Origin of the sequence: Rhizobium ruizarguesonis (assembly GCF_012349115.1) — a bacterium.
GTDB lineage: Bacteria > Pseudomonadota > Alphaproteobacteria > Rhizobiales > Rhizobiaceae > Rhizobium > Rhizobium ruizarguesonis.
The window spans coordinates 78,420-98,945 of the sequence record NZ_PQIG01000111.1 but is presented as its reverse complement, the minus strand read 5'-3'; the positions used below and the strand labels follow the sequence as shown (position 1 = coordinate 98,945).

17 protein-coding genes are annotated in these 20,526 nt (G+C 60.2%); 11 read left to right on the top strand and 6 right to left on the bottom strand.

Annotated features, from left to right (window positions below; genetic code table 11):
* Positions 1–7 precede the first annotated feature (7 nt).
* Positions 8–676, bottom strand: coding sequence for a hypothetical protein (locus C3Y91_RS30215; RefSeq protein ID WP_168576144.1), 669 nt, complete (start codon positions 674–676; stop codon positions 8–10).
* 425 nt (positions 677–1,101) lie between these two features.
* Here C3Y91_RS30215 and uvrB point away from each other — a divergent pair, with 425 nt between their 5' ends.
* Positions 1,102–4,098, top strand: a complete 2,997-nt coding sequence (gene uvrB, locus C3Y91_RS30210) for an excinuclease ABC subunit UvrB (RefSeq protein ID WP_168576143.1) — start codon at positions 1,102–1,104, stop codon at positions 4,096–4,098.
* Positions 4,099–4,326: 228 nt separating this feature from the next.
* Here uvrB and C3Y91_RS30205 read toward each other — a convergent pair whose 3' ends face one another.
* Positions 4,327–5,307 (bottom strand): HNH endonuclease, encoded by a 981-nt coding sequence (locus tag C3Y91_RS30205; protein ID WP_165447869.1) that lies wholly within the window; start codon positions 5,305–5,307, stop codon positions 4,327–4,329.
* A 261-nt stretch (positions 5,308–5,568) separates the two neighbouring features.
* Between C3Y91_RS30205 and C3Y91_RS30200 the strand changes: the two genes are divergently transcribed.
* The 5 genes from C3Y91_RS30200 to dusA all read left to right on the top strand — a co-directional run bounded on the left by C3Y91_RS30200 (position 5,569) and on the right by dusA (position 12,559).
* Positions 5,569–5,955, top strand: a complete 387-nt coding sequence (locus tag C3Y91_RS30200) for a GNAT family N-acetyltransferase (protein WP_130692070.1) — start codon at positions 5,569–5,571, stop codon at positions 5,953–5,955.
* A 380-nt stretch (positions 5,956–6,335) separates the two neighbouring features.
* The gene (locus C3Y91_RS30195; RefSeq protein ID WP_130692072.1) at positions 6,336–9,620 is read left to right on the top strand and encodes a metal-binding protein; all 3,285 of its coding nucleotides are present in this window, start codon (positions 6,336–6,338) and stop codon (positions 9,618–9,620) included.
* A gap of 316 nt (positions 9,621–9,936) precedes the next feature.
* A complete protein-coding gene (locus tag C3Y91_RS30190) occupies positions 9,937–10,404 on the top strand; it encodes a DUF3828 domain-containing protein (protein WP_130697735.1) in 468 nt (155 codons plus the stop codon).
* 754 nt (positions 10,405–11,158) lie between these two features.
* Positions 11,159–11,371, top strand: a complete 213-nt coding sequence (locus C3Y91_RS30185; RefSeq protein ID WP_003540801.1) for a cold-shock protein — start codon at positions 11,159–11,161, stop codon at positions 11,369–11,371.
* 186 nt (positions 11,372–11,557) lie between these two features.
* Positions 11,558–12,559 (top strand): tRNA dihydrouridine(20/20a) synthase DusA, encoded by a 1,002-nt coding sequence (dusA, locus tag C3Y91_RS30180; protein WP_168576142.1) that lies wholly within the window; start codon positions 11,558–11,560, stop codon positions 12,557–12,559.
* 37 nt (positions 12,560–12,596) lie between these two features.
* Here the strand turns inward: dusA and C3Y91_RS30175 are convergent, their stop codons facing one another.
* Positions 12,597–13,553 (bottom strand): S1C family serine protease, encoded by a 957-nt coding sequence (locus C3Y91_RS30175; RefSeq protein ID WP_024322398.1) that lies wholly within the window; start codon positions 13,551–13,553, stop codon positions 12,597–12,599.
* Positions 13,554–14,182: 629 nt separating this feature from the next.
* On the opposite strand from C3Y91_RS30175, the gene C3Y91_RS30170 reads away from it, so the two are divergent.
* The 5 genes from C3Y91_RS30170 to C3Y91_RS30150 all read left to right on the top strand — a co-directional run bounded on the left by C3Y91_RS30170 (position 14,183) and on the right by C3Y91_RS30150 (position 17,275).
* On the top strand, positions 14,183–15,019 hold the full coding sequence (locus C3Y91_RS30170) for an alpha/beta fold hydrolase (protein ID WP_027689170.1): 837 nt from the start codon (positions 14,183–14,185) through the stop codon (positions 15,017–15,019).
* A 43-nt stretch (positions 15,020–15,062) separates the two neighbouring features.
* Positions 15,063–15,344 carry a hypothetical protein gene (locus tag C3Y91_RS30165; RefSeq protein WP_075226062.1) on the top strand — a complete coding sequence of 94 codons (282 nt, stop codon included), beginning with the start codon at positions 15,063–15,065 and terminating at the stop codon, positions 15,342–15,344.
* A 197-nt stretch (positions 15,345–15,541) separates the two neighbouring features.
* A complete protein-coding gene (locus tag C3Y91_RS30160) occupies positions 15,542–15,751 on the top strand; it encodes a hypothetical protein (RefSeq protein WP_018074455.1) in 210 nt (69 codons plus the stop codon).
* A gap of 307 nt (positions 15,752–16,058) precedes the next feature.
* On the top strand, positions 16,059–16,535 hold the full coding sequence (locus C3Y91_RS30155; protein WP_018074454.1) for a BA14K family protein: 477 nt from the start codon (positions 16,059–16,061) through the stop codon (positions 16,533–16,535).
* Between the two features lie 149 nt (positions 16,536–16,684).
* Positions 16,685–17,275 (top strand): GNAT family N-acetyltransferase, encoded by a 591-nt coding sequence (locus C3Y91_RS30150; RefSeq protein WP_018074453.1) that lies wholly within the window; start codon positions 16,685–16,687, stop codon positions 17,273–17,275.
* 130 nt (positions 17,276–17,405) lie between these two features.
* Here the strand turns inward: C3Y91_RS30150 and C3Y91_RS30145 are convergent, their stop codons facing one another.
* The 3 genes from C3Y91_RS30145 to C3Y91_RS30135 form a co-directional block, all read right to left on the bottom strand.
* Entirely contained in the window at positions 17,406–18,305 is a 900-nt protein-coding gene (locus tag C3Y91_RS30145; protein ID WP_024322400.1) for a DUF3313 domain-containing protein, read from the bottom strand.
* A 184-nt stretch (positions 18,306–18,489) separates the two neighbouring features.
* The gene (locus C3Y91_RS30140; RefSeq protein WP_085994746.1) at positions 18,490–19,845 is read right to left on the bottom strand and encodes a sensor histidine kinase; all 1,356 of its coding nucleotides are present in this window, start codon (positions 19,843–19,845) and stop codon (positions 18,490–18,492) included.
* On the bottom strand, positions 19,842–20,513 hold the full coding sequence (locus C3Y91_RS30135) for a response regulator transcription factor (protein ID WP_075226063.1): 672 nt from the start codon (positions 20,511–20,513) through the stop codon (positions 19,842–19,844). Before C3Y91_RS30135 ends, C3Y91_RS30140 begins: the two co-directional genes overlap by 4 nt.
* Positions 20,514–20,526 lie beyond the last annotated feature (13 nt).

The window sequence follows — 20,526 nt, the reverse complement described above, 5'->3', positions numbered from 1 at the left end:
GCAGCGGTCAGCGAGCCGACGCATATGTTGATGATCTGTGTGACAAAGTCGGACCGCGGTGCGAACAGACCGGCAATCTGGTCCCGGTTGAGAGTGGGGATCTGGTCGAGCACCTCCTTGGGCGCACGCCGAAGCTTGGAGCTTCCAGCCTATTCTTCATGAGGATAAAAAGAGTGAGGAATGCAAAAAAGCCGACCGTGACGATAATCGAAAGAATGGCTGGCAGATAGGAGATCGGTGATCCCCTGTCCACAAGAGCGGTCAGCAACCCCTGGGCCCCTGCCGTTTCCACCCGATCCTGGGCGCGCTGGTCGAGCTCCGCTTTCTGATCGGCCGTCGCCAGTGCAAGCTGCGCCTTGTAACCCTCGATGACAGCGTCCAGAGCGACTTTTCGGGCATCGGCTTCGGCGGCCAGCCGGGCATTCAATGACGCCAGCGCGGCATCCAGCTCCAGCTTCTTTTCATCGCGCGCGATCTCTGCCAGCGCGATCTGCACTTTGAGCACGAGAGCAGGATCCGCCTGAAGCTTCTGCTCCGCCACCTGCGGATCAGACGTGCCGACTATATCGGTTACAACCTTCTCGACGGTTGCTGTAACGTTTGACGAGCGTGCACCGGAAATACTTTCGAGAATGGTCGGGAAAAGCTTAAGCGCCAGAAGGAGAAGCGGAGACATGTGCAAACAGCCTTTCTGAAAGGAGGTAAGACGATACAATTTCGCTAGCTATAGGATTTTCTGATCTGGGATTGCCTTGTGATATTCCTATCATATCTTCCATCGGTGCGCTAGTGAGCAACAAATATACAACATCAGAGGGTGTCTACGCATTCACGGAGGAATTTTTCCGATGCAATATTCATCCTGGCAGAACAACGTGTCGCTTCTGCTCGGGCGTAACGGTGAGAAGCCGAACTATTTACTGTCGGACACCGCCTGATTCAAAATATAGACGCGCCTGAATTCCGTCGGATAAACAGGTACATGCCGTGTGCAGACGAATTGCGCGCGCCCCACTATTCGAAATCCCGAACGATTCATTCGTTTCCCTTTTGTACTCTTTCCCTCTTCCCTTTCGCGCTGACTCTCTCCATATTCCCGCCATGGCCAGATCTCCGAAGAAATCCCCCGCCCCGAATGGCTTCGAGGAAGCCCCTCAATCGTCCTTCGAGGGCGCACCGCTCTCCGGCTCCGTCGCCGATTGGGTGAAGCAGCTGGAGGCCGATGCCGAGGCCTCGGGCGTCGAGACCCAGCGCCAGATCGCCTCCAAGGCCGGCAAACACCGCAAGAAGGTGGAGATCGCCGCCTCGAAATCGGCGCGCGGCACCTCCATGGGCGGCTCGACCGATCCGAAGACGCGCGCGGCCGCCGGCCTCAATCCCGTCTCCGGCATGGATACGACGCTGGAGGAGGCCTCGTCGCTGCAGGCCGGCACGGCCGTCACCGCCACGGTCGAGGCGCTGTCGGCGCTGATCGAGAGCGGCAATCCGCTGCACAAGAACGGCAAGATCTGGACGCCGCACCGCCCTGCCCGGCCCGACAAATCCGAAGGCGGCATCGCCATTCGCATGCAGTCGGATTACGAGCCGGCCGGCGACCAGCCGACCGCGATCCGCGATCTCGTCGAGGGGCTGGAGAATGGCGACCGCAGCCAGGTGCTGCTCGGCGTCACCGGCTCCGGCAAGACCTTCACCATGGCCAAGGTGATCGAGGCGACGCAGCGCCCGGCCGTCATCCTGGCGCCGAACAAGACGCTGGCCGCCCAGCTCTATTCCGAATTCAAGAATTTCTTCCCCGACAATGCGGTGGAATATTTCGTTTCCTACTATGATTATTACCAGCCGGAAGCCTATGTGCCGCGTTCCGACACCTATATCGAGAAAGAATCCTCGATCAACGAGCAGATCGACCGCATGCGCCACTCGGCAACGCGCTCGCTGCTCGAACGCGACGACTGCATCATCGTCGCCTCGGTTTCCTGCATCTATGGTATCGGCTCGGTCGAAACCTATACGGCGATGACCTTCCAGATGTCGGTCGGCGACCGGCTCGATCAGCGTCAGCTGCTCGCCGACCTCGTCGCCCAGCAATACAAGCGCCGCGACATGGATTTCACCCGCGGTTCCTTCCGCGTGCGCGGCGACACGATCGAACTCTTCCCCGCCCACTTGGAAGATGCCGCCTGGCGCATCTCGATGTTCGGCGACGAGATCGACGCGATCACCGAGTTCGACCCGCTCACCGGCCAGAAGGTCGGCGACCTGAAATCGGTGAAGATCTACGCCAATTCGCACTATGTCACCCCGCGCCCGACGCTGAACGGCGCCATCAAGTCGATCAAGGAGGAGCTCAGGCTTCGCCTCGCCGAGTTGGAGAAGGCCGGCCGCCTGCTGGAGGCCCAGCGCCTGGAGCAGCGCACCCGCTATGATATCGAAATGCTCGAGGCCACAGGCTCCTGCCAGGGCATCGAGAACTATTCGCGTTACCTCACCGGCCGCGACCCCGGCGACCCGCCGCCGACGCTGTTCGAATACATCCCCGACAACGCCCTCGTCTTCATCGACGAAAGCCATGTCACCGTGCCGCAGATCGGCGGCATGTACCGGGGCGACTTCAGGCGCAAGGCGACGCTGGCCGAATACGGCTTCCGCCTGCCCTCCTGCATGGACAACCGGCCGCTGCGCTTCGAGGAATGGGACGCCATGCGCCCCGACACCATCGCTGTTTCGGCCACCCCCGGCGGCTGGGAGATGGAGCAATCGGGCGGCGTCTTCGCCGAACAGGTGATCCGCCCGACCGGCCTGATCGACCCGCCGGTCGAGGTCCGCTCGGCCCGCAGCCAGGTCGACGACGTGCTCGGCGAGATCCGCGAGACCGCGGCCAAGGGCTACCGCACCCTCTGCACCGTACTGACCAAGCGCATGGCCGAGGACCTGACCGAATATCTGCATGAGCAGGGCGTCCGCGTCCGCTACATGCACTCCGACATCGACACGCTGGAGCGTATCGAGATCCTGCGCGATCTCCGCCTCGGCGCCTTCGATGTGCTCGTCGGCATCAACCTTTTGCGCGAGGGCCTCGACATTCCCGAATGCGGCTTCGTCGCCATCCTCGACGCCGACAAGGAAGGCTTCCTGCGTTCGGAAACCTCGCTGATCCAGACGATCGGCCGCGCCGCGCGTAACGTCGACGGCAAGGTCATCCTCTATGCCGACCAGGTCACCGGCTCGATGAAGCGGGCGATGGAGGAAACCAGCCGCCGCCGCGAAAAGCAGATGATCTATAACCAGGAACACGGCATCACCCCGGAATCGGTCAAGGCCAGGATCAACGACATCCTCGACTCCGTCTACGAACGCGACCACGTCCGCGCCGATATCTCGGGCGCCTCGGGCAAGGGCTTCGCCGATGGCGGCAACCTTGTCGGTAACAACCTGCAGACCCATCTCAACGCCCTCGAAAAAAGCATGCGCGACGCCGCCGCCGACCTCGACTTCGAAAAAGCCGCCCGCCTCCGCGACGAAATCAAACGCCTCAAAGCCGTGGAACTCGCCGCCATGGACGACCCGATGGCGCGCGAGGAAGCAAAGGCGATGGAAGGCGTCATACGGAGCGCCAAAGCGACCCGCGAGTCCCTTCTCCCCGCCGGGGGTCCGGAGGACGGGTCGAGACAAGCGGCTCGACCCCGGTCGGTGCCCGGCAGGGCGGATGAGGGGGCCACACCCTCCTACTTCTCAAGACCCAGCCTCGACGACATGGGCCCAGGCACCGATGCCACCACCCCCCTCTTCCGCAAACCCCATCTCGACGACATGGGCCGCGACATCGCCGAACCCGCCAAGAAAACCCTCTTCCGCAAGAACGACCTCGACGAAATGACCGTCGGCCGAACGGAAAAACCGGTCATCGGCGCACTGCCGGAAAAGCCGGAAGCCGCCAAGAGCACGAAGCGGTTTTCACCGCTGCTTGAAGGGCAGCCGGAGCGCGACGACGTGCGGCCGGTCGTGCGCGGGAAGACGGGTGTGGGGAGTTATGAGGACCCGGGCGAGCAGAAGCGCAAGGGCCGGACGAAGGGGAAGACTGGGCGGCCGGGGCGGTGAGGTTGCCCCTCGTAGCGGAACTGATCCAAAATCTGGCGCAAGACGCCATCTCCTAAAATGGCTCATTTGGAAACAACTCGCTCCGATGCTCCGGAATGAACGACACTGTTGCGTTGGCTTAAAGGCAATCAATCTGCGATTGGCATTCAAGAAACTCCCCCGTGTCAATCACACATGCAGCTATCTGAACCAAAAAAAGAACTCAGGTCAGTTGGCTAGGTTGACAGATTACGGGACATATTTATCGCTCTTATCTCGATTGCAATCGAAGCAAGTGAGACGAATATTGTGCTCCTCAGAGCTACCTCCTTTCGAGACCGGGATGATGTGATCGAACTCGACTTCGTCATCCCTAAGGTGCTTGCCGCAATGCTGGCACGTATAGTTGTCTCGCCTAACTATTCTTATACGCGTGGCGAAAGGGATGCTGTGCCTTCCAAACTTTCTTTGTTCGTTGGTCTCGGTTATTGCTTCGGCAACAAAGAAAACAGGACAGATATGGCCAAATATATTACATCTTGAATCTTCAAAAATTTCTGGAATCGTCTCTGGGTGAGAAGCAGAATCGTATTCTGCAATTACCTTCTTAAACCAAGCCAAACGCGCCGGCTCCAGTGGCTGTCTATAATCGTATTTTCTATCCTTGATTGCATTTCGGTATTCGCTCCGAATTCTGGATACCTCCTTTTTAATCTTGGCCCAAAATTCTGGGGTGTGGTCACGTTCATTCGTAGAGGGATGCTCTTGCTCAAATGAAACTCTGTATTCTTGAATGGATGGCAACGGTCCGCCTAGCCAATTTGCTATTTTGGCCTCGTCACTATCAAGTTGGGAAGCCGTCTCCAATGCAGCATCCCGCTGCAACCTGTTTATCGCTTGAGCAACCAAGAGGTCTTCGTCGTTTAACCATGCCTTGTATTCAGCCACGTCATCGTCATCTAGCTCGCTTATGGAACCGACAAGGCCAGTCTCAATACATTCCTTGAAATAGCGGATCTGCTCCTCTGAATCAGATCGCACAACTGGCAACAATGGGGATTGCTCAACGAAGGGACCATACGGACAATATTTAAGCTCCCAGCATGGCTTACATACCCTGCGCGTCCTAGATTTCCAGTCCTTGATGACATTGCCATCACTATCGTTGACGTCGTAACCAAGCGCCTCCTTTATAGTTGGATGAATTACTACGCTCTTTCGTGCAGCCACAGATTGCTCCCCGACTAATTGAAATGATTCAATGACTGGCATATTTCCCGCTATAGTGGAAGCCGCGAAGTCTCCTTGACCTTCTGAACTCAATTCCACCCATGGGGATATGCAGTTCGATGAACGGCACTTGCAATGGCTGAATACCTTGGAACGCCACTGCAAAAAATATGGGGGCAGGTTTAGGTTATATCAGGACACGCGCCAGGGCCCGTCACGTCATCCAAAACACCGCGAGCGTGAGGGAAGGAGCCGTCACCAATGCCAGAACTCCGCATCGACCCCTTCCCCTCCGCCGCCGAATTCAACGCCCTCTGGTCCGCCGCCTGGGGCGCCCCCGCCCCGCGTGACTTCGCCGCCATCCTCTCCCGCAGCCTCACCCATATCGGCGCCTACCACGACAACCAGCTTACCGGCTTCGTCAACGTCGCCTGGGATGGCGGCATTCATGCCTTCATCCTCGACACGTCAGTTCACCCTGACATGCGCCGGCAGGGGATCGCGACGCGGCTGGTCAGGGAAGCGACGCGGGTTGCGCGGGAGCGGGGTGCAGAGTGGCTGCATGTCGATTTCGAGCCGCATCTGACCGGCCTCTACCGCGCCTGCGGCTTCAGACCCACGGAAGCAGGCCTCATCAAGCTCGTGTGACACCTCCCGCGCGGAAAGCCGGACAAGTCGAAGCTAGCACCAACCTACGATAGCAACGGGGATGGTCGCGCGGCGCGGCACCACCGAAGAACCCACTGAAAACACAATTTTCGCGAGAGCATCTCACTCAAAAATGAAAGGTAATACTATTTAGGAGACCAAAATATCGCATTGAGTTCTCAAATTAAAACTCGTTTCCCCAGTATTTCATCCTTAGTTTTTCATTAAAAAAGCAATCAAAAGACACAATTTTGCATTGAAAACTTAATCGGAGATTGGCATAGATCACCGAGGGGTTGTCGTCCGCCGAGCAATAAAACAGTTCTTTCGGGGATGTCTCATATTGCCGAGTACAACGCATCTTTTGGGGAAAGATATATATGGCCTTGAATATTCTGGACACGAACGGCGCCACGCTTACCAGGACCGGCGCTGAGTTCGAAGCGTACGACGTTATCCGCCACTCTGAAGCCACTCCCCTCGCCGCCGTCACTCTGGTCGTCTCCGATTCCGGCGTGGCAGATCTGGCCGACGAACTGGGCTCGGTTTCCGCAAACGTGACGGGCTCGAGCGGTGACAACACGATCACGACGGGCGCAGGCAATGACACCATCTCGGGTGGTGACGGTGCAGACACGCTAAGCGGTGGCGTTGGCGACGATCTGATCAAAGGCGAAGCTGGCGACGACGTGCTGAATGGCGGCGACGGCAACGACAAGCTCTTCGGCGGCGCCGGCAATGACGTCATCAAGGGTGGTGCCGGCGACGATTTGATTGTCGATGAAGGTTCTACGACCGGCGTCTTCAATATCGATGCCGGTGAGGGCAAGGACACCGTGTTATTGTCACAGATGCCTGGCAGCACGCCCTCCGGTAAAGTCGATGGCGGTATCGGTGTCGACACGCTGCAAGCCACCAATTTGACCGGCCTGACGATCAAAAGCTTCGAAATCCTCGACACGCAAGGATTGGAAGTTACCGGATCGTCCGCGCAGTTCGAAAGCTTCGAGAAGATTATCACCCCCAACCTCGGTCCCGGCTTCACTCCTACGATCACCTTGCGATTGACGGACAGCGCTCATGTCGATCTCTCGCAGGAGATCGGACCCAGCGTGGTCTACATCTCTCCTGACAAGGACACCACCAGTATCGACGTCACCACCGGCGGTACCAGGGACCACCTCACCGGGCTCAGCGGAAATGACATCCTGGACGGAGGCGCCGGCGACGACGTCATCGACGGCAATGCAGGAAATGACCGGTTGACCGGCGGAGCTGGCAACGACACCATCGACGGCGGCAACGGAAACGACGTGATCAGGGGCGGCGTCGGCAACGACAAGATCATGGATGGCCAAATTTCCAATGGCATTAGCTCCGAAGCCTTCGACATCGATGCCGGCGATGGCAATGACACCGTGATCTTGCAGAGCTATGACAGCATCGCCGATTCCGGAACCGTCGATGGCGGTGCCGGCACCGACAAGCTGCAAGCCGGTCTTCTGACTGGCCTGACGATCAAGAACTTCGAAATCCTTGATACGGGAACATGGGCTATCGGCTCGGCGGCGCAGTTCGAAAGCTTCGACAAGATCACAAACACGGACAATCCGGCCAATATCATCCTCATGCAATTGACGGACAGCGCCCATCTCGATCTTTCCGACGAGCTGGGAAGCCGTAAGGTCCAAATCATCGGCATTGGCTCCAGCATGGACGTGACGACGGGTGGCGGCGACGACCGTCTGGGCGGTACCGCTGGCAACGACACTTTAGACGGCGGAGACGGCAATGACTCGCTATCCGGCGGTCTCGGCAATGACATCATCAAGGGTGGCGCAGGTGACGACAGTATTGGCGATAGTGGGGAAATCTTCAATATCGATGCCGGAAGTGGCAACGATACCGTGGGTTTGGGTTCGGGCCTCTTCAGCCAGATGTCAGGAACAGTCGACGGCGGCGACGGCATCGACACGCTAAGAGCAACTGATATGACGGGCCTGACGATCAAGAACTTTGAAATCCTCGACGTGTCGGTGGGCGAGACTAGAGGATCGTCCGCTCAGTTCGAAAGCTTCGACAAGATCATCAGCTCGACCGGTGCGACCGAGCAGTTTCCCATCTCCTTGAGATTGACGGACGGTGGCCATCTCGATCTTTCCGACGAACTGGCAAACAATTCGGTCACCATCGGCAGCACCGGCTCCGGTATCGACGTCAAGACCGGCGGCGGCAACGACCATCTATACGGTGCCGCTGGCAATGACATTCTAGACGGCGGCATTGGCAACGACACGATCTATGGTAATGGCGGCAATGACAAGCTGACCGGCGGCGCGGGCAACGACGCGATCTTCGACGGCGACAATGTTTCCACCACCCCCGAGACCTTCAATATCGACGCCGGCGACGGCAATGATGCCATCACCTTGCGGACACACTCTTCCTCGATTTCCGGAGTGATCGACGGTGGCGCCGGCATTGACACGCTGCGTGTCATCGAGCCGACGTTAGGCACCGGCATGGAATATATCGGGCTTGCCGGCCTGACGATTAAGAACGTCGAAATACTTGAAACGGCGGGAGCCGAGGTTCTTGCTTCGGCCGCGCAGTTCGAAAGCTTCGACAAGATCGTCAAATACGAAATGCCGGGCTATGAGAACGACGTCCTCGCACTGACTTTAACCGACAGCGCCCATGCCGACCTCTCCGACGAACTGGCAAACCGCCACGTCGACATCTTCGGCACCGCCTTCGGCATCGACGTCAAGACCGGCGGCGGCGACGACTATTTCTACGGAACCGGCGGCAATGACAAATTCGAAGGCGGCGCCGGCAACGACGTGCTTTTGGGCGGTGCGGGCATCGATACGGCGGTCTTCTCAGGCAATTTCGCCAAATACTCCTTCGCGTTGAACAATGGCAGCCACATCCTGACGAGCGCCCTGGAGGGCAAGGATACGCTGACCGACGTTGAATTCGCCCGCTTTGCCGACGGCGTCTACGATTTCGCCAAGGGAAAGTTCACGCCCGACGGTAGCAACAGCGCTCCCACCAATATCCAGCTTTCGAAAACCTCCCTGTTGGAGAGCACCCCGATCTGGACCACGGTCGGCCTGCTCAGCGCCAAGGACGCCGACGGCGATGCCCTCACCTACACGCTGATCAACGGCGCGGACGATCACTTCCGGCTCAATGGCAATCGCATCGTCACCTCGAAGGCGCTGGACTACGAGACGGACAAGTCGCACACGATCAAGATCGCTGTTTCCGACGGCAAGGTCACGGTCGAAAAGGACATCACGATCAACGTCCTCGACGTCAACGAGACGCCGGTCAACAAGGCCCCGACCAACCTCACCTTCTCGCGCAGCTCGGTCTCCGAGAATATCGCGAACGGCACCTCGGTCGGCCTTCTCACGGCCGTCGATCCTGAAGGCGACACGGTGAAATGGCGGCTGACGGACGATGCTGACGGCATCTTCAAGCTCGTCGGCAACAAGATCCAGACGAAGGCGGCGATCGACTACGAAAGCACCCACAGCCTGACCTTCACCGCGGAAGCCTATGACGCGGCCGGAAACGTCACCAGCCACGATTTCACGCTGGCCGTGAAGGACGTCTTCGAGCCGTCGTTTGCGCTGTCGCATGAGGCATTGATCTAGGCCACGGCTGGATTGCCTGCGACGCAGAGTTGCTCGGAACAAGGCGCCGCCACGAATCTCTTCTCCCCAGCGGGGAGAAGGTGGCGGCAGCCGGATGAGGGGGTGAGTGGCAAAGCCGCGAATGCCCTGAGCATAGGCGAAGAGCAATAGATCAACAATCAGGGTGTGCCGTGCGGCCCCCTCATCCGCCCCTTCGGGCCACCTTCTCCCCACTGGGGAGAAGAGGGAGTTCGGGCCAAGCCCCCCCTCCAAAAATGCCGCTCCACCTCCGCGCCCGATTCCGCTATGATTCACCGCTCATCCGAGGAGAGTTCGCATGCGCCTGCCCACATTCATCCTCGCCCTCGCCGTCTCGGCGCTCGCAGCCCTGCCTGCATCGGCGCAGACTTACAAGACGCCGAAGGCGCTGCTCAAGGCGCTCTACAGCTACGACACCGACAACAGCGACGCCGAGGCACCCTCGCCCTATTCGACGTTTTTCTCCGACCACCTGAACGAGCTCCTTCAGACCGATCTCGACAACACGCCGGAGGGCGATGTCGGCGCAATCGACTTCGATCCCGTCATCGCGGGTCAGGATGGCGCGGCCAGCGACGTCAGGATCGGCCAACCGATCCTGCTGGATGACAAGGCCGAGGTGGAGGTGGAGTTCGAAAACGGCGAAGAAGTGACGCTCTTCTACACCCTGGTCCGCGAACACGGCGGCTGGAAGGTCGACGACATCGCCAACCAGAAGGGTGATAAACCCTGGAGCCTGAGCGGGTTGCTGGGGGATGCACAGTAGGTGGGAAGCCGTTGGGGTCTAGCCTACGACGAGGATGGAGCGGACAATTGCACTAGCGGTAGAATAAAAGCCGCAGGCGCCAAAGAGAGCCCTCATGGTGAGGAGGCCCAAGGGGCCGTCTCGAACCACGAGGGCGGGCGTGGAAGCTCCTCCCACTGCATTCCACAAAGCCCCCTATGAAGGCAATGGCGCCGGTGGCCGCCCCCGTCCTTCGAGGCTTCGCCCCTGCGGGCTACGCACCTCAGGATGAGGGCGGAGCAAAGACGGCGCGAGGAACACTGGAGAGCAGACTCTGCGATCCTCTTCACCATGAAGACTGATCGGTGTGACCGCCGCCCCGACCGCCCACGAAATCCCTGCCCGGCTATCGAATCCGCCCGCCATCCCGTTTCGGCACGGAATCCCGCTATGGCACAGCCGTGCAAGGATCTGGTAACCCTTAGTCAAGTATCTGAATCTTCGGCATTTCCCGACATCGATGCGGGCATGCCACAATAATCCCGCTTGCTTTTTGCCCGAAATGCTGGCACGAATTGACTTACTCGGGCATTTGCATGCCGGTGACTGGACTGATGTGGTAATCCCTTCCGTTTGGAAGGCGGCGCGGGAATACCCGCCTACGTAGACGTTCTTTCCCCGTACGTGACTTCTCCGACTGACCCTTCGTCCCAATCGATCGGGGCGAAAGCTAAAGCCGTCCGCTTCCTCTCGGGGGCGCGGATACTACACAGACTAAGGGAAAAGGACGATCCCAATGGCCACCAAGGGCACCGTAAAATTCTTCAACCAGGACAAGGGTTTTGGTTTCATCACGCCGGATGGCGGCGCAAAGGACGTTTTCGTCCATATCTCTGCGCTGCAGGCTTCTGGCATTCAGTCGCTGCGCGAGGGCCAGCAGGTTACCTTCGACACCGAGCCGGACCGCATGGGCAAGGGCCCGAAGGCTGTCAACATCTCGGCTTCGTAAGTCAGACTTCCGCTCACGCGGCATGAACGGCGCTCCGCAAGGGGCGCTGTTTCTGTTTGTGCGCGCCACTGGTTTGTCGATCGCATCGGCAAGTGTTATATGCGCGTTTTATGGATGATCCCGCCCCATGCGGCTGCGACGGCGCCGTGAGACGGTACCGCGGGAACAAGGAACAATGGAACGTCGATGACTGAGAAGAGGCCGATTTTCGCCGTGGCCCCGATGATCGACTGGACGGATCGGCATTGCCGCTATTTCCACCGGCAGATCAGCCACGAGGCGCTGCTCTATACCGAGATGGTGGTGGCCGATGCGATCATCCACGGCCCACGCGACCGGCTGCTCGGTCATGACGCCGCCGAGCATCCGCTGGCGCTGCAGCTCGGCGGATCGGACCCGGCAAAGCTTGCCGAGGCGGTGAAGATTGCCGAACCCTACTTCTATGACGAGATCAACCTCAATGTCGGCTGCCCCTCCGACCGTGTGCAGTCGGGCACCTTCGGCGCCTGCCTGATGCTGACGCCGGAGACGGTGGCCGAATGCATCGCGGCGATGAAAAGGGTTGCGACCGTGCCGGTGACGGTGAAATGCCGGATCGGCGTCGACGAGCAGGAACCGGAACAGGCGCTGCCCGAGCTGATCACCCGCGTTCTCGATGCCGGCGCCGACGCGATCTGGATCCATGCCCGCAAGGCCTGGCTGAAGGGCCTGAGCCCCAAGGAAAATCGCGAGATACCGCCGCTCGACTATGAGATCGTCTATCGAATGAAACAACGCTGGCCCGATGTCTTCATCGGCATCAATGGCGGTATCCGCACGCTCGACGAAGCCGCAGCCCACCTTGCCCATGTCGACGGCGTCATGCTCGGCCGCGCCGCCTATCAGAATGCCGCGATCCTTGCCGACATCGACCAGCGCTTCTTTGGTGCGCCGGCGAGCGAGCCGGACTGGGAGACGCTGCGTGACCGGATGATGGCCTATGCCGAACGCCACATCGCCAGCGGCGGTCGGCTACAGCACGTGGCCCGCCACATGGTCGGCCTCTTCACCGGCCAGCCCGGCGCAAGGCGCTACCGCCAGATCCTCTCCACCGATGCCGCGAAAACCGGCGCCGGGCCGGAGGTGCTGGCGGCAGCGTTTGCGGCGGTGGATTTTTCGGGAACGGAGCAGGAGGCGGTCAGCGCCTGACGTAGGTGACGTCTCGTCATGGCGCCGAAGTGCGGCGTCAAGACCGCGCCATCGGCAGCAAGATCTTCTTCTCGATCCGACCCGCCACCGAAAACACCAGGATCTCCGTATCCCTGCCGATCCTGCTGCCATCCATCAATCGGACGATATCGTCGACGCCGCCGACCGGACTGCCGTCGATGGCGAGGATATAATCGCCCTCCTGCAGCCCGCCCTTCGCCGCCGGCCCCTCCGGCTCGACACGGCGGATGCGAACGGAGGTCGTTTGTACCGTGCCAGCGGCGAGTGCCACCCGGCGCGGCAGCACGATCGTATCGCCTGCTATGCCGATGAAGGCACGCCTGACCTGGCCATAGCGGAGAATTTCCGAAACCACGAAATTGGCCGTATTCGACGCCACGGCAAAGGCGATGCTCTGCGCGCCCTGGATGACGGCAGTGTTGACGCCGATGACCTCTCCGCCTGACGACACCAGCGGCCCGCCCGAGTTGCCGGGATTGAGCGCCGCATCGGTCTGGATCACATCTTCCATCAGCCGGCCGCTTGCCGCCCGCATCGACCGGCCGAGCGCCGAGACGATACCGGCGGTAACCGTCCATTCGAAGCCGAGCGGGTTTCCGATCGCGATCGCGATATGGCCCCTGCGCAGGCGCTGGGAATCTCCGAGCTTCGCCCAGGCGCCGGTGCTTGTATTGGCGCGAATGACAGCGATATCGGTATCCACATCGCGGCCGAGCACCCGGCCCTCGGTGACGAAGCCATCGGGCGTGGTGATGCGAACGACCTTGGCGTCGTCGACGACGTGATTGTTGGTGATGATCAGACCGTCAGGCGAGACGGCGAAGCCCGACCCGTGCCCTTGCCGGCCGCCCACCCTCTCGATCCGGCTGACTGCCGGCCCGACGATGTCGACTGCTGCTGCGATCGATTGCGAATAGGCATCGATCAGCGCCCCGTCATTCTGAGGCACTATGTCCTTATCCATATAACCCATGATTTGATCCTCAGACGGCAAGAACGGCCGTCCCGCCGCCGGCAAAGCGGTCGCGATTGCGACCGTTCGCCATTGTGCTGTTGTGTGAGGATTAGATGGTTGGGCATAGACCCGCGTTCAAGTGAGCCCCGGCGGCGGTCTGCAATGCGCGCAACGCAGACTACGCCAACACACCTACCCGGACAGATATATTGAACTACCCGGACAGATATCTTGAACGAACGGCAAAAAATTGGCTCATTGCAGACATTCGTCCGTCAAACCAGCTGCCTTTGCCACGCCATGACGAACCTGCCTGAGGTGACCAACAGGCCGATATAGCGGGGATCAAAAGAATGTTCGCAGCACGAAGCAGCCGGGCGAGGATGGCCAAATCTCCCGTCCCGTCATGCGAGATGGACGGGCGTTGCGCGCCCATCTCGCGGAGACATGCAAACGTCTGTCATATCAATAGAATAGAAAGAGCTATTCAATAAGCACATCAGCATATTCAGAGCCGACTTATCCCTCAGGCGCGACCTCTTGCCCCAAGCCTCCGGCGCAACGGCGCTCGTGGCCTTGCCAATTCTGCCGGCAACGGCGCAAACTTCTGACCGCATGAATCCAATCCAAACCAACGGAGCCAAAAGATGAGCACAGTCACAACCAAGGACGGCGTCGAGATCTTCTACAAGGATTGGGGGCCGAAGACTGCCCAGCCGATCATGTTCCATCACGGCTGGCCGCTATGCTCAGACGACTGGGACGCCCAGATGCTGTTCTTCCTTGAGAAGGGCTACCGCGTCGTCGCCCATGATCGGCGCGGCCACGGCCGCTCCACCCAAGTGGGTGACGGTCATGATATGGACCATTACGCCGCCGATGCCGCAGCCGTCGTCGAGCATCTCGATCTCAGGAATACCGTCCATGTCGGCCACTCCACCGGCGGCGGCGAAGCGACCCATTATGTCGCCCGCCATGGCCAGCCGCAGGGCCGTGTCGCCAAACTGGTCATCATCGGCGCCGTGCCGCCGATCATGGTGAAGACGGAAGCCAATCCCGGTGGCCTGCCGATCGAAGTCTTCGATGGCCTGCGCAAGCAGCTCGCCGACAATCGCGCACAGTTCTATCACGACCTGCCGGCCGGTCCGTTCTACAGCTTCAACCGGCCGGGCGCGAAGGTCCTGGAGCCGGTCATCAACAATTGGTGGCGCCAAGGCATGATCGGCGGCGCCAAGGCGCATTACGACGGCATCAAGGCCTTTTCGGAAACCGACTTCACAGAAGATCTGAAGATCATCACCGTGCCGACCTTCGTCATGCACGGCGATGACGACCAGATCGTGCCGATCGCCGACTCTGCCCTGCTCTCGTCCAAGCTCCTGCAGAACGCCACGCTGAAGGTCTACGAGAAATTCCCGCATGGCATGTGCACCACTCATGCCGACATCATAAACCCCGACATCCTCGCCTTCATCAAAGGCTGATCCGTGATGTTGCCGGGCGCCGTTCAGGCGCCCGGTTGCCACGATGGCTTGCCACCTCACACGCCGGCATTCTGGCCACGTCGATCGATTGACGGCCAGAGACTCATTTTCCCATGAAACCGTTTTCGCCGATTTGCGTTTAGCGGCCATGAAAAGAGAACGTGAACCCTCATCAAAGGCTTACCGGCAGGATCGTTTCGAAAACACCGAGCGAGCCGCCAAGGAAACCATCGAGGCGGAGCAGCGGGCCCGCCGGGAAAAAACCAAGCGGCTGAAAGAGCTGCGCCTGTCGCAGCAAGGCGCCAAGGACCCCGCAATCAAGTAGCACGTGCACGCTATCCATCAGGCCGATACACGGATCGGTCTCATATCCATGCTCTGAAGCCATCGCCCGCATCTTCCCGTGCGTGCCCCTGAATTGTTTTTGAATTTCGGACCTTCGCCCGTCTTGCAGAGCAAAGACCGCGAAATTATCTTTTTTTTACGAAAGCGATTCACGGCATCCAAAAAGGGCAGATTGCGATGTCAGACAAGCTGTTCAGCACGCGTGACGAACCGCTCGCCTCCGAGGACCTCGATGTGTGCAGGCGTGTCCACGAAGCTCTCTGTAGCGAGCTAAAGATCGAAAGATCAGGCAAGGAGGCCGACCGTTTAGGCGCCCTCATCATCGAGCTTTACCGCCAGGGTGTGCATGACGAAAGCCAACTCCGATTGCTGGCCGGCGGAAGGTGAGCCTGATAGAGCGCGAGCCAGATTCGGACCAACCCTCGAAAATATCCGGCGTATTATTCTGAGGCTTCACGACAGTGCTCGATCGGCCACATCTTGTCAGCGCGGATGGAAACGGCGTCAATCGATCGCTCGGATCGCGCTCTTGAAGCGCTTTAGGACCGGTCGGTTCCTACCGTCCGGCAGCGGTGTGCAGCACTCCTATGTTAGCGAAAGCGCACATACACCGCCTCATTCCATCCCAAAATGAAACCTATTCCCTTCCCCCGCGTTATCCCCTCGATACATCCGTTTACCTAAGGTGAGTGAAATGAACAGATTCGCCATTATTGCCCTGTCGATAGCGACGGCCTTCTCCGGAATGCCGGCCTCGGCGGGTCCGGCGTTCGTGCCGAGCCCGGTGCAATCGGCGCAGCCGGCGCCTCAAAGCACCGATGCCCGCATCATGACCGTTGGCTGCAATAACTTCACCAACTGCCCGGGTCAGTTCGGCAATAATCGCAGGTGGTATCGCAACCGCCACCACTATCGCGACCGGGACTACTACCGCGACGACCGCTATGGCTGGGATCGGCGCTATAACCACCGGTATCACGACCACGACAACACCGGCGCTATCATCGGCGGTTTGGCGGCCGGCGCGCTCATCGGCGGCATTATCGCTTCGCAGCCGCGCACGAGTGCCTATAGCTCGCACGCCGACTATTGCTATAGCCGCTACCGGTCATACCGCGCCTATGACAATACCTACCAGCCGAATTACGGCCCGCGCCGTCAGTGCCAGTAATCCGGCCCGTCCATCGGAGCAAGCCTCGCATGAAGATGCGGGGCTTTTTTGATGGCCGAAAGCCCGTTGCACGGCTTCCAATCGCCGGTTGGTCGTGCTTGTCTGCGCGGCCAAGATTGGTCGGTAAGCGACACGAAACTGGGTGCGACATGACATCTGGAGATCCAGCAAAGCCTGCCGGCAGTGTCGTCCTGCTTCCGCCGGATCTGGAAAACTTGTCGGGCTTCGAAGCGGCGCTCGCCGCCGGCTGGTCTCCCGATCCACGCCGCGCGGGCGACGAAAACTATGTTCGCGGTGAGCTTCAGCGGCTGCGCCAGGACCGGGCGAAGTTCCTCGACGATCTCATTCCTGATGGCAGACGGCACGCCGGATCCGGATGGCCACCTCTGACCACCCGTCTGTTCTGGATCTGGGACGGCGAATTCTGCGGCAGCATCAGCCTGCGTTTTCAAGCTGGCACTGAAGAGTTGCCGCCGGAAGTCTCGGGCCATGTGGGATATTCCGTCGTGCCGTGGAAACAACGCAATGGCCACGCGACGGCCGCCCTGAGCCTTCTGCTGGGTGTCGCGGCGAAGGAAGGCCTCGACCGCCTCATCATCCTCTGCAACGAGGACAATGACGCCTCGCGGGGCGTGATCGAGCGCAATGGCGGCGAATTGTTCATGCGCGGCCCGCATCCCTCCGACAGGCCCGATCAGATCAAACTGTATTTCTGGCTGAAGCCCGGAGCCGCCGACTGACGTGAAATGCGCGGCGCATTTTCAGGCGGACGGAGCATAAGCCTTGCCTGCCTTTGCTCCGTCCGTCCCGTCAGCCTGGGCGGGCTGAGTGCTGGTCGCGGCGGCAGTCGGCGCCGCCGCGCATCGTCTCTCAATAGGTCGCCGCTGGTTTCGGCTTCTTCTCGGTCCATTGCGGCGGCGCGCCGTATTTGGCGGCTACCGCCCCCATCAGTCCGGGCGGCCGGCCGAAGGCGTCGCAGGCGGCGTATTTCGGTTTTCCGCCAAACCAGGATTTCATCCGCTGCCCTGAGGGCAACGAGATATCCAGTCCTTTCGGTTCCTTGCCTTTGATCAGCATGCGGGAAAACTCGCTGCTGAATTTCGAAGCCAGGCTATAGGCGTCGCCGACTTCGGAAACGCGGGGGGTGTTCTGCAGCGAGTTTGCCCCGCGCGACCAGACGATCGCCGCCCGCTGCACGCCACCGCTGTCGACGGCTTCCGCCTCGACCGCCAATCCGCCAAGGCCGGCCGGCAGCCGCGGCACGCCGACGGGCAGCACGAAACCGGTGCCAACGGTCACGACGGTCGAAACACCCGCCATCGCCTTGTTGGTCGGCACGATGTCGGTGACGACCGAGCGGATTGTCAGGTCCGCCGGCTGGCCGGCAGAGACCAGCTGAAATTTGTCGCTGAGCGAAATGCAGAGCGCCCGGTCCAGCGCGTTCGCCACCATCACGCGGTCTGCATCCGATTTGACGCGGGTCGCGGCACTGAAGGCGAAGGTCGTCGGCACGATGCTCACCGTCTTTGCCGGCCCAAGGCGCGTCCCATCGACATAGACGCGCGATTTCGACAGCTTGCCCTTCGGCGCACCGAGATTGCCGTAGGAAGAAAGCGTGCCGGCCTCCTTCAGCGGCACCGAGCTGCAACCGGCCGCGGCAATGGCGAGCCCCAGCAAAAGAGCGAGCGACAAGCCTCTCGACGCCTGCGGGAAGGAAAATGGGATTGGATTGCTGCGCACGCTGTCTGGCCTCCGTCGCCGATAGCGCATAATCCTTTCCGAAAATCGTAATCGATTTTCGGAAAGGATTATGCGCAGGTTTAAAGCGCTAGAACGTCCTTGGCGTGTTTGTCGGACGCGCGGCGCTCTAGTGTCGGGCGAAAGTGGCGCTCGACAATTGCCGCAACATTACAGTTCGCTTCGGAGGGGCGGATGCTGCTCAAGCAGGCCGGACCTATGCGAGTTCGATTGTCACCCGCGTCCCGGCAGCACTGCTCTCGATACTGACCTCGCCGCCATGGTTTGCGGCGACCTGCTTGACAAGGCTGAGGCCGAGACCGGCGCCCCTGCTCTTCGGGGTGACGCGATAAAAGGGCTCGAAAACCAGCTCCCGATGTTCGGCCGGAATACCCGGCCCTTCGTCGGCGACACTGATCCGGCCACCGCCGGAAGGTGCGCGCGATACCGAAACCGTGATCATCCCCCTGTTGCCGCCGTGGTCGATGGCGTTGCGCACCAAGTTGCTCACTGCCCGCGGCAGCGCGGAAGGGCTGCCACGGCGTTCAAGGCTCTCCGCCTCGTTTAGAAACGAGATTTGATAGCCGTCGGCAATCGCCAGCGGTGCGAGATCGGCAACGACCGTTCGGGCGACTTCGACGAGATCGATCGTTTCGTGCAGATCGATCGCCTGATTGTTACGCTCGAAATCGAGCAGTTGTTCGGCAGTTTCGGCGAGGCGTGCGACGTCATCGAGCAACCGCCTTCGGTCCTGGCCCTCGGGTGTTCCGTCTATCCGCGTCTGCATGATGGCGATCGGCGTCCTGAGTTCATGCGCGGCATCGATCAGGAAGTGTTGCCGTTTGCGGAATTCGTTTTCGAGCCGGTCGAGAGCGCCGTTGAAGGCAATCACCAGCGGGGCGACCTCCTTGGGGATGCCGTCCAGAGGCAGACGTGCATCGTAGCGGCGCGGTTCGATCTCCGATGCCTTGCGGGCGACGTCGCTGACACGGGCCAGTGCGCGCCTGACAATTCGCGGGACGGCAAGGAAAACCGCCGGCAAGGCAACGGTGAGCAGCGAGACATAGATCGGATAGACGGCGCCCATCAGGACAAGAACGGGCCAACCCTTGTCAGCGACGCCGCCAAACAGAACTCGGAGCTCGCCTATGGCAGTCTCCACGTTTTCAACGGACGCGATCTCGTTGGTGCCGACCGATCCCCTGATGTCTGCACCCTGGAACAAATGGGTGAGATGCGCAAGTTCACTATAGGCTGCAGGGATGGCGCCATAAGACACCGAAGAACCGTTCGTCGTGGCGGCGACATACCAAAGCCCGTCATACTGCTCCTTGAGCGACGCCAGCTCTGGCGTATCGCGTATTTCAAGCTGGCCCTGTGCATCGAGCGTGACGGACCGGGCCAGTACCGCGGTGATATGATCCTCCAGCGCGACATTAGGAGAGAGGATCGTGGCGCCATAAACGCAAAGGCCGAAGATCACCGCCGCCACCACGGCAACGAAGACAATGCTGAGCTGCCAGCTGAGCCGCCACCAAAGCGATGGATTGGCGTATTGCGTCTTGGCCATCATTCTTCCTTCATGAGATAGCCGACGCCGCGGATATTATGGATCGCGACGCCGGCGCCGGCATCGATCAGCCGCTTGCGCAACCGCGAAATATGCGCGTCGAGCGCATTCGACTGGATTTCCTCCTCATAGTTATAAACCGCCGCCTCCAGGGTCGAACGCAGCACGGTCTTCTCCTTCCGCCTTGCAAGTGCCGCAAGCACCAGAAGTTCGCGCCGCGGCAGATCGAGCGGCACGCCATCGACGGTGACGCTGAGATGCAGCGGGTCGATCACCATCCGCCCGGCCGTGATCTTGAGTTCGGCCACTTCAGGCGATCGCCGCAGCACGGCCCTGAGCCGCGCCATCAGTTCCTCAACCAGGAACGGCTTACCGAGATAGTCGTCGGCCCCGAGATCGAGCCCTTCCACCCGCTGCCTCGGCTCATTCAGCGCCGTCAGCACGATGATCGGCGTATCCTTGCCCGTCCGCCTGAGCTCCGGAATGAAGCTCAGCCCCTCTCCGTCCGGCAGGCGCCGGTCGAGCAGGATCGCATCGTAGAGGTTCTGCCGCGTCAGTTCGACGGCATCGGCCAAGTGCATTGTGTGGTCGGTGACGATCCCATGTTTGCCGAGTGCGGCCGACAGCGCCTCGGCCAGCTCCCTCTCATCCTCTATCAGCAGTATTCGCATCGCCCGTCCATTG

Bases quoted from the DNA above. Each gene is read 5' to 3' on its own strand.
- C3Y91_RS30145 (WP_024322400.1), bottom strand. From the start codon at position 18,305: ATGCGCTATCGGCGACGGAGGCCAGACAGCGTGCGCAGCAATCCAATC.
- C3Y91_RS30195 (WP_130692072.1), top strand. From the start codon at position 6,336: ATGGCCTTGAATATTCTGGACACGAACGGCGCCACGCTTACCAGGACC.
- C3Y91_RS30185 (WP_003540801.1), top strand. From the start codon at position 11,159: ATGGCCACCAAGGGCACCGTAAAATTCTTCAACCAGGACAAGGGTTTT.
- C3Y91_RS30165 (WP_075226062.1), top strand. From the start codon at position 15,063: ATGGCTTGCCACCTCACACGCCGGCATTCTGGCCACGTCGATCGATTG.
- C3Y91_RS30150 (WP_018074453.1), top strand. From the start codon at position 16,685: ATGACATCTGGAGATCCAGCAAAGCCTGCCGGCAGTGTCGTCCTGCTT.
- C3Y91_RS30175 (WP_024322398.1), bottom strand. From the start codon at position 13,553: ATGGGTTATATGGATAAGGACATAGTGCCTCAGAATGACGGGGCGCTG.
- C3Y91_RS30135 (WP_075226063.1), bottom strand. From the start codon at position 20,513: ATGCGAATACTGCTGATAGAGGATGAGAGGGAGCTGGCCGAGGCGCTG.
- C3Y91_RS30190 (WP_130697735.1), top strand. From the start codon at position 9,937: ATGCGCCTGCCCACATTCATCCTCGCCCTCGCCGTCTCGGCGCTCGCA.
- C3Y91_RS30160 (WP_018074455.1), top strand. From the start codon at position 15,542: ATGTCAGACAAGCTGTTCAGCACGCGTGACGAACCGCTCGCCTCCGAG.
- C3Y91_RS30215 (WP_168576144.1), bottom strand. From the start codon at position 676: ATGTCTCCGCTTCTCCTTCTGGCGCTTAAGCTTTTCCCGACCATTCTC.
- dusA (WP_168576142.1), top strand. From the start codon at position 11,558: ATGACTGAGAAGAGGCCGATTTTCGCCGTGGCCCCGATGATCGACTGG.
- C3Y91_RS30200 (WP_130692070.1), top strand. From the start codon at position 5,569: ATGCCAGAACTCCGCATCGACCCCTTCCCCTCCGCCGCCGAATTCAAC.
- C3Y91_RS30170 (WP_027689170.1), top strand. From the start codon at position 14,183: ATGAGCACAGTCACAACCAAGGACGGCGTCGAGATCTTCTACAAGGAT.
- C3Y91_RS30155 (WP_018074454.1), top strand. From the start codon at position 16,059: ATGAACAGATTCGCCATTATTGCCCTGTCGATAGCGACGGCCTTCTCC.
- C3Y91_RS30140 (WP_085994746.1), bottom strand. From the start codon at position 19,845: ATGATGGCCAAGACGCAATACGCCAATCCATCGCTTTGGTGGCGGCTC.
- uvrB (WP_168576143.1), top strand. From the start codon at position 1,102: ATGGCCAGATCTCCGAAGAAATCCCCCGCCCCGAATGGCTTCGAGGAA.